The 9,104-nt window shown below is 56.6% G+C and carries 9 protein-coding genes; 8 read left to right on the plus strand and 1 reads right to left on the minus strand.

Features of this window, described 5'->3' with window-relative positions:
* Positions 1-181: hypothetical protein (locus AB4Y84_RS06560; protein ID WP_442249894.1), on the minus strand; the 181-nt coding region annotated here is incomplete at its 3' end.
* A 166-nt stretch (positions 182-347) separates the two neighbouring features.
* On the opposite strand from AB4Y84_RS06560, the gene AB4Y84_RS06565 reads away from it, so the two are divergent.
* The 8 genes from AB4Y84_RS06565 to AB4Y84_RS06600 form a co-directional block, all read left to right on the plus strand.
* On the plus strand, positions 348-1,289 hold the full coding sequence (locus AB4Y84_RS06565; protein ID WP_442249895.1) for a VWA domain-containing protein: 942 nt from the start codon (positions 348-350) through the stop codon (positions 1,287-1,289).
* A 2-nt stretch (positions 1,290-1,291) separates the two neighbouring features.
* On the plus strand, positions 1,292-2,014 hold the full coding sequence (locus tag AB4Y84_RS06570) for a hypothetical protein (RefSeq protein ID WP_442244182.1): 723 nt from the start codon (positions 1,292-1,294) through the stop codon (positions 2,012-2,014).
* A gap of 13 nt (positions 2,015-2,027) precedes the next feature.
* Positions 2,028-3,668, plus strand: a complete 1,641-nt coding sequence (locus tag AB4Y84_RS06575) for a protein kinase family protein (RefSeq protein WP_442244183.1) — start codon at positions 2,028-2,030, stop codon at positions 3,666-3,668.
* A 183-nt stretch (positions 3,669-3,851) separates the two neighbouring features.
* On the plus strand, positions 3,852-5,075 hold the full coding sequence (locus AB4Y84_RS06580; RefSeq protein ID WP_442249896.1) for a DUF262 domain-containing protein: 1,224 nt from the start codon (positions 3,852-3,854) through the stop codon (positions 5,073-5,075).
* Positions 5,076-5,251: 176 nt separating this feature from the next.
* Positions 5,252-5,857: a hypothetical protein gene (locus AB4Y84_RS06585; protein WP_442244185.1), complete on the plus strand. Its 606-nt coding sequence runs from the start codon at positions 5,252-5,254 to the stop codon at positions 5,855-5,857.
* A 212-nt stretch (positions 5,858-6,069) separates the two neighbouring features.
* Positions 6,070-7,053: a hypothetical protein gene (locus AB4Y84_RS06590; RefSeq protein ID WP_442244186.1), complete on the plus strand. Its 984-nt coding sequence runs from the start codon at positions 6,070-6,072 to the stop codon at positions 7,051-7,053.
* Between the two features lie 382 nt (positions 7,054-7,435).
* Positions 7,436-7,771 carry a hypothetical protein gene (locus AB4Y84_RS06595; RefSeq protein WP_442244187.1) on the plus strand — a complete coding sequence of 112 codons (336 nt, stop codon included), beginning with the start codon at positions 7,436-7,438 and terminating at the stop codon, positions 7,769-7,771.
* 1,025 nt (positions 7,772-8,796) lie between these two features.
* Positions 8,797-9,104 (plus strand): hypothetical protein (locus AB4Y84_RS06600; RefSeq protein ID WP_442249897.1); only part of this gene is annotated, 308 nt, incomplete at its 3' end.

Here is a 9,104-nt window from a genome sequence, read left to right on the forward strand (position 1 = left end):
GCACCGATACAGATGCAAGCACATACAGGGTTGCGGAGCCAAAAACATATGCCAGCGGTGGCTTGGCGAGCAGGCTGAGGGCTCGAACTGGACTGAGGCGACTTCTGACCTTCCAGGCCAAAGTACCAAAGATCAGCGAACCCCAGATCAGAAGGGCGATCTCGCGGTTGTCCAAGTCCATCGCTGTCCAATGAGAATCGCTAGGCGGGCTCCGGGGTAATCTTATCGTGCCTTCGCCGCTGCCCCACTCTTGTCTGCTAGCGGATGCCTGGAAGCGCGAGCACTCATGAAGGCGGTGCTTCTGATCGTGTCAGAGAATTCCTACCCCGCATTTTTTTGCGTGGCTGGTGGAGGTTTCTGCTCCCGCGCGGCATGATAGAAGAAAGGGAAAGGAAACCTGCTCAATCGAGACTTGGGTGCCTACCCCCTCTACTTCCAGATTGCAGGGGATATCGATGGCTTACACCGCTGAGATCAGCAGAACCAGTCCGACCGCGTTCCTTTTCCTCGTCGATCAGTCCGGCTCGATGCAGGACACGATGGAGAACGGCAAGTCCAAGGCGCAGTTCGTCGCAGATGTGCTCAACCGCACCCTTGCCACCTTGATCACGCGATGCACCAAGTCGGAAGGCACGCGCGACTACTTCGAGGTCGGCGTCCTGGGCTATTCCGGGTCTTCAGCGGGAAATGGCCTTAGTGGTGGGCTGGCATCGACGGTCCTCCATCCGATCTCCCAGATCGAAGCCAATCCTCTGCGTGTGGAAAGCCGCACCAAGAGGGTGGATGACGGCGCCGGCGGTCTGGTGGATCAGTCCATCAAGTTCCCCGTATGGTTTGAGGCCAAGGCCTCGGGCGGAACCCCGATGTGCAATGCAATCACCACAGCGGCCGGAGAGCTGGTCGCCTGGTGCGATGCGCATCCGGACAGCTATCCGCCTACCGTGCTTCACGTCACCGATGGCGAGTCCACCGACGGTGATCCGGAATCCCTTGCCCAGCAGCTGCAGCAGATCAGCACCAACGACGGCAACGTGCTGCTGTTCAACCTGCACGTGAGCACCAGCGGCGGTGATCCGGTCAAGTTCCCGAGCTCTGATGCGGGCCTGAGCGACGCGTACGCCAAGCTGCTGTTCCGCATGTCCAGTGCGCTGCCTCCCCACCTGCAGAAGGTCGCGGAGGAAAAGGGCATCAAGGCAACGATGGAGTCCAAGGGCTTCGTGTTCAACGGTGAGATCGCCGAGATCGTGGACTTCTTCGATATCGGTACGAGGGCTGCGCAGCTGCGCTGACCATGGCTCTGACCGTTCTCTTCGAAGGGACGGTGGCTAAGCACGTTGAGTCACCGGATGACAATGAGGACGCCTACCGCTTGGCCCCTGAGAGGGGGCGGGTGGTGCTGTCGGACGGTGCGTCCGAGTCCTTCGACGCCCGAAATTGGGCGCGTTTGCTCGTTGAGCGCATCGCAGACGAAGAGCTGTCTATGGATGCGGTCACTGCGTGCGCGCGCTCATACGAAGCGATGCACGATCCGGAGACTCTTTCCTGGTCAAAGGCTGCGGCCTATGAGCGGGGGAGCTTTGCCACGCTGCTGGTCGCGCAGGATCTGCCCGAGGCCAATGCCGTTCAAATCACCGCGGTTGGTGACAGCTTGGCCGTGTGGCTGGACGGTGATCAGTGGGTGACCTCAGCCCCTTATGAGTGCTCGGGCCAGTTCCAGGAGAAGCCTTCGTTGCTGGCCACCCGGCTGGAGTTGAATGAGCCAGGTGATCATCTCTGGAGCATCCGCGAGTGGACGTATGAACCGCAGGGACATCGGTTCCTGCTCTGCATGACCGATGCGCTTGGTGCTTGGCTTCTCGCTCACCAGGAGCGGGGGGATGGCTCGGCACTGGAGCTGCTGCGTGGCATACGCGATGTTCAAGAGCTCACCGAGCTGGTTGAGAACGAGCGGGCTGCGGGGCGCATGCGTCGAGACGATTCCACGCTGATCATTGCGTCTGCAACTCAGTCTTGAGGCGTACCGGACGATGGCTTACCCATCTTTGGAGCAGTACAACGAGGCGTTGCAGTCACCGCAGTTGGTGCTGCTGGACCCGGAGCTCAAGCGCGGCACCCTGAGAACCACCGGGCTGGGATTGCCTCTGGCGCTATGCGGCGGCTTCGCCTTGACCTATGCGGTGACGGTTGGTGCGCAGAAGTACGCGCTGCGCTGTTTCCACAAGGAATCCCGGGAGCTGGAACGGCGCTACCAGGCAATCTCGACACGGCTGGATCAGCTCAAGAGCCCGTACTTCCTGCCATTTGAGTTCAACCCTGCCGGGATCCGGATTCAGGGCAGCACGTACCCCACCGTCAAGATGGCCTGGGCCAGCGGCAGCACGCTGGCCGAGTTCCTTGAGGCCAAGCACGCCAACAAGGCGGCGCTCCAGAATCTGCGAGTCGCACTGACCTCATTGGCCAGCTACCTGGAGCAGAACAATCTCGCTCACGGGGACATTCAGCCCGAGAATCTGATGGTCAGTGCGGACGGCACCAAGGTGCAGCTGATCGACTATGACGGTCTCTATGTCGAGTCGCTCAAGGGTGCCAAGGCGACCGAACTGGGGCAGCTCAACTTTCAGCACCCCCAGCGGTCGGCCAATGACTTTGGTCCCACGCTGGATCGGTTCTCGTTTCTCACGCTCGATGTAGCTCTTCAGGTTCTGATTGCTGCTCCCGGGACCTGGGCATCTTCACGCTCTGAGCCCAGCGCGGTTGTGTTCCGTCGAAACGACTTCCTCGACCCCGCACAGTCGAGCGTGTTTCAGGGTGCGGTGGCCCTTTCCGGCGTCAAGGCGCATGTAGAGAACCTAGCCAAGGTTGCTGCGGGAGCGTTCTCGGCCGTCCCGTCCCTGACCGATTTCCTCCAGGGCAAGGGAGTTCCTGCAGGCCCGATCGCCATACGAACCGCTGCCCAAGTCCTTACGTACCAAGGGCCATACGTGGTGGCTGACGCCGCCAACTACAGCCAAGTTCTTCAGATGGTTGGAAGTCGCGTCGAGCTCGTTGGTCGGGTATACGCCGTGACGCATCAACGCACCAGCAGCGGCAAGCCCTACATCTTTGTGAACTTTGCAGATTGGCGGGGCCAGGCGGTCAAGCTGTCCATCTGGTCAGAGGGCATCGATGCCATCAGGCCCAATCTACCCGACGCCTCATGGGTTGGGCGCTGGCTATCGGTCTCTGGCCTCATCGATCCGCCCTTTAGCAAGGGATCCCGTTCAGGCCGCTACACGCACCTGTCGATCACCATCAGCGCATCTGGACAGATCCAGGCGCTGGCGGAGAAGGATGCGAAGTACCGCTTGCAGGTTGCAGGCAAGGCTGCAGGCACTGCTGCGCCAACGGTGAGCAGCCGCAATGCAGGCATCCTGATAGATATGGGAGTGGCAGCGACAAAGCCAGCAGTCTCGGTCACTCCATCGATTCCGCCAGCGCCTCCTCAAAGTCGCAATCAGTCCATTCTGGGGAGCATGCAGCAGTCTGCGAATCAGCCTTCTACCCCACAGAGTCGATCACCCATTTCGAGTACGCCTCAGCTAGGCTCCACCTCGTCGAACAAGGGGTGCTGGTCGGTAGTGATCATCGGCATGTTCTTCCTGCTGGCACTAAGGGCGTGTGCTGGGTAAGAGAGTCCCAACCTCGCTGTGGCCTACCCGTCGATGCCAGCGGCACCCTGAGTAGGTACGCTACCCTCCAATGGTCCACTTGGTCCCGGAGAACACACGAGCCCGAGGATCAGCATATCCAGTCTGCCGTTCATGAATTGAGGGATCTAGCATGGCCACACCTACTAAAATCCGGAGTCTGAGATGAGCAATCCTCGCGATGTAGCTGAAGAGATCGAGGCGTCGGAAGAGGCGCCCGAAGGTCCAGCAATTGATTCACCAGTAGCGAGCGACGAGGACGTAGACAACCAGCTCGGCAGCCAGCCCTTCCGAGTCGTGTACCAAACCAACAACTTCCTGCTCCCGCAGATTCGAGACCTCATTGTCGACGGTGACGACGTCAACCTTCGTCCAGAGTACCAACGACGGTTGCGATGGTCGGCCGTTCAGAAGTCGCTCCTAATAGAATCACTATTGCTAAATGTGCCGGTTCCACCAGTCTTCTTCTACGAAAACGATTTGGCGCGATATGAGGTGATGGATGGGCAGCAGCGGTTGAATGCAATCAAGGAGTTCCTGAGCAATGGCCTTGTTCTCCGTGGCTTGCAGATCATTCCCGCATTGAACGGGCGTTCCTATGCCCAGCTTCCGCCGAAGGTAAAGCGCGGCCTTGACCGATCTTCCATCTCCGCAATCGTTCTACTTCAGGAGTCTAAGAGCCGAATTCAGAAGTCAGGCTCAGCCAAATTCTATGAACTCAGAAGGTTCGTATTCGAGCGACTCAATACTGGCGGGAAGCGCCTAAGTGCTCAGGAGGTTAGGAATGCTATTTACGAAGGTCATTTCAATTCACTTATCGTAGAGCTTTCTCGCGACCCAACCTTCACGCRCATCTGGGATATCCCGCCCTATACGAAGTCTGATCCCAGCGAATATTATGAGGAGCCTGCGCGTCAGCGGAACACTCTTTACAAGACAATGGGGGATTGCCAACTCGTTCTTCGCTTTTTTGCGCTAAACGATGACTCTTATATCCAAGGCTCAATGAAGTCCATCCTTGATCGCTGCATGGAGAGAAATGCAGATTGCACGCCGGCGGCGAGGGAAGTGATGAAAACCCAGTTCCTCTCGCGGCTAAATTTTGCTGACGAGCTGTTCGACGGGAAACCTTTCTCGATGTCCGATCCTGGTGCGCCGGAGATGTACCGCCCGGTCGCTGGCATCTACGATGGCGTGATGGTTGCTATTGACGAGTTGTGGGAAAGTCGTGGGGGGCTGTTAGCACGAAAGGAGGATATACAGGCGGCATACGTTAGAGTGATTGCCGCTCGCCGAGAAGGTGGCGAGCTCACTGGTGCCGCAAACACCTCGGCAGATATCCGTAAGAGGATTGGCATCTTCCGCGAACTTTTCGAGCGCTTCGTCTGATGCCAGCGGCCGACCTCGATTTCGCGCTGGTGGAATTTAAGGAGCGTACTAAGCAGATACGCCATATAATGGCTCTCGTTGAGTCTGCAGGTCACTCCTCCGCTACGCTAACGACCCCTAGAGTCGGTATCAATCTCAGTGAAGTCGCCGCCAGTACGAGTAATACGGCGAATTCCATGTCTTTGATATTCTTGGCGTCTGCGTTTGAGGAATTTGTCCGTGAGCAGGCCATCCAGTGCGGCAACCAGCTCGCTGAAAACTATGCAGAGATGCCGACGAAAAGCAAGAACACCATAAGAGATTCGTACTGGTCGGTGTCTCGTGACAGGTTCAAGTTCACAAGGTCGATTCTACTCAAAAATACTCCGGATCCACTCCTGCTGGCGAGAGTAAAATTAGCCCTTTCAGCAATGCAGGGATTCGTAATTGACGATGATGCTAGCAAGCTGGACAGCCAAGCTTTTGGGCACCACTCCAATAATTTTAGACCAGCGATCGTTGTAGAGATCTTCGGGAGATTTGCGATCAGGGGTCTTATGGATCAGCTCGGAGAGAACACCAGGCTGAAGAATTATTTTGGAGTCAGCACTAAGAAAGAATGTTCGGAGAAGCTGATCGCTAAGTGGAATGAATTCTACGACCGACGTAATGAGACTGTGCATTCATTGAGCGGGAAAACGGGATTCGCGGTCGACGCCATCATCTCCTATATTGAGCTGTTCGAGCTGACGGCGGAGGCTCTAAGGGCTGTCCTCGCCAAGACACTCAAATCTTGGTCGTGATTATGGGTTGCGGCTTTAAGTGGATGGAATTTGAAAGTCGCTGTATGCCCGAAAATGGATGCTGGGTGCGCGAAATTGCAGCAAGTTCCGCGCGTCGATAGGGGGGGCAGCATCAGGGCCGGGCTCTAGGCCTTAGCCTCTACTCAGGAGGATGGGCATGGGTTCGAATATATTAAGGCGTAGCAGGTACTTTGAGAGAATGGAGCGAGAGGATGGGATCGAATGGAGGCGTGCTTGGTCAATTTTCAGTCGTCTTTTCTGGTACCAAGGAGGAGATTGGCAGGCAGTTGGCGGCACTGTGGCGATGGAACTTTGGCGTACCCACGATCTACTTCCTGGACATATGTTCAATAGGCCACATCAAGGAGTTCCTCGCCAAGGGCAAGTGCAAAGACGAAAAGCACGAGAAATCGATAAGGCGGCTTCGAGCTGTTGATCTTCCTCAGAACGGCGTCTCTTGCATGTCTGCGCTCCTTGAGAAAGCCAGTGACCGGAAGAGCAAGTTCACGCCTGACCAGTTTGTGGATGAGATCACGAGAGATCTGCGCGCCATGAGCCAGTTCTTCAAAAGCGCTTCTATGGTAGAGCCTTTGGAGTTCGTCGAGACCCATGCGCGGAGCCTGTTTGGCATCGATACGGAAGAGGGGGTTCCTGAGTACTTGGAGTTCCTCACGTTCGCAAATGGTCTTGCCCTGCATAACAGAACATCCAGGAAGCGGCAGTTCATGGTCGCGAAGACTCTCTGCGAGAGGGCGGTAGAAATTGGTGTAAGTACCAGTCATCCCGTGGTTATTACTGTGGTTGCCGCTGTCTACGGCTGTGCAGCCGCCAGAAAGGTGCTGAACTTTGCTGGAAATGAGAAGAACTTCAATCCTGGGAATGCACTTGGAGACATTCAGATTGTTTCGCGAGTCTCGGGCTACCTGGCCGAGTACGTGCGAATAATGGCCGGCCAAGGTGGGCGATACCAGGATTGGGGCTTTAGGACTGGCGACTCTCCATTGAACGATCTGCTGACCTATTTTATGCGGAAGCCAGTGAAGGTTGGCGGTGGTATTCAGGACGCGGAGAGGTCATTCCGCATTACCGCGGATGCTGTAAGCCTATTCCCTGATCTGTTCGGTCCTGATCGAGACGCACTGGACGATTGCAGTGAAGAGCTTGACGACGTACTCGATCTGCTGGGTGCGGTCTAGTAGATCGCCGGCCACAGAGCCCAGTCCCGGACAGTATCGAATGACGTTCGCGGGGTTTTCAGATGAGAGCCATCAGGTCATTGAGGACAAGATCGGGCATATTTAAAGTGATTACGCTGATGGACCCAAAATCATCGCCGACCGAATTGATGCGCTGCGATCAACAGCTGCAGTGCTCGACAATATTGACGTGATACCTACGCGCAACGCCAGTGGAGTAAGTTAAGTGACAACATTGCATTCAGTCTTTTTTCATGCTTCGCTGCAAGAATTGGAGCAAGGTCAGGTCGTACGCGCAGAAAGGCCGGGAACCTATTACCCGGACGCAGTCAGTACTCTTGAACTCAGCAGGCCTGGGCATCTCCCATCTCGCGAAAAATGCGTGTTTGCGGCTGATAGTGGCGCTGCGGCAACTGCATTTCTCAGGGCACAAGTGGCAGCGCATGAAGGAATTAGGCTCTACGAGGTGGAAATGCCCCACTTCCATAAGGCTCCCTTCCGTATCGTCCATGAGCTCCACAAGAGAATGAAAGCTTCGCGTAACGTGGACGCTCTGGTGAGAGAGTACTGGAGTCCGAAAGAGCGCTGGAAGTTCTTTGAGTACTTCGGGCCCTCCTTCACAGTAGTAAAGAAAGTGCCTACGCCGGCGGAGATGGATGTCATCCTGTTTGAATACGCTTATATGGCAGATTCTGATCTAAGTGAGGCGATACAGTAGGCGTTGTTCGCCTGTACCTAGCGGATGGCGCTGCACATGCTGCGTGCTCATTCGGGGCATTCATGTCGTGCTGGACTGCGTGCGCCGCCGGTTTGCATGCCAGCGTCCTTTAATGGCTCGCTCACATTGCCTAACTTTGGGAGCGGCACCCTGGATGGGTACTAGGTGATAGAGACGATCTTTGTCCCGACCAGCGACGCTGTCTAAGATATTGCTGGGAAACGGTGGGTGTGCCGCATGCGATCGGGCAAACACCCGCCCTCGGCCAGAGCAAGCCCCTGTTGTATCGAGTCAGGGCTGAGTGGGTTGATACGGTCAAGTACCGAGCGAAGGCGCAGTGGGCGTTCGAATCAATCGTGGAGTATGCAGATTGCTAGCAAGTATGTGCCGCGGGAGTCCACCAGTAGCAGAACCGCAGCCGATCTCAGTGACCGCTCGAGTCGGGCGGCGGCTCCTGCTTGCCAGATAGTATGACAACGGTGAGATACACTGACAATTCCAACAACTCCGGCCAATCAGAGATGTCAGCGGATCGACCCACAGGAATGGTCACCCTCACCCCTCAGCAGGCTCGCCAAGCTCGCGCATTGCTAGCTTGGTCTCGAAAGGATCTGGCCAATGCAGTTGGTCTCCATACGTCTGTTATTGCCAGTATTGAGACTGGGGAAGCGGTGGTCGCTCCTGAGCATGTTGCCGCCATTCGCACTTGCCTGGAAGAACGTGGGATCCAGCTTTCGCAGAGCGGAGAGGTGAGCTATCCAGACCTTCCTGCATTTCCGCACTCGTCTCACCGCACTACCCCGGTGCGCTGGGTCACGTCCGACGATCTCGCTTCATGGGGTTCGCAACCTGATGGGCCAGTGAACCTGCCGACGCTAATAAGCAATCTGATACGTGCGACGCATGGCACGGCCGCACACATACATTTTCCGGCTGATGGCGGAGTTCGACATCCTGGGTGGGACGGGCTGAGTACCGTTGAAATTGGCAGCCGTTACGTGCCATCCGGCGTAGCTGGATGGGAGTTGAGCACACAGCGTGACGGGGTAGCAGCCAAGATCCGCGGTGACTATCAGAAGCGGACGGCCGACCCTCTTTCATTGGTGCCTGGCTCGGCATGCTTTGTCGCCGTAACGTTGCAGCACTGGCCGGGAAAAGAGGAATGGGCACTAGAGCAGGTTAATAACGGTCCGTGGAGCGATGTCCGCGTCTATGACGCCGATGATCTGGTGCACTGGATCGAGGTTACGCCTGCGGTCGGACTCTGGTTGGCGACCTACCTCGGAAAGCGTCCAGAAGGCACAACCGAGTTGGAGGCGGCATGGGAGGAATG

Source organism: Stenotrophomonas sp. 2YAF22, from assembly GCF_052114665.1.
Lineage (GTDB): Bacteria > Pseudomonadota > Gammaproteobacteria > Xanthomonadales > Xanthomonadaceae > Stenotrophomonas > Stenotrophomonas indicatrix.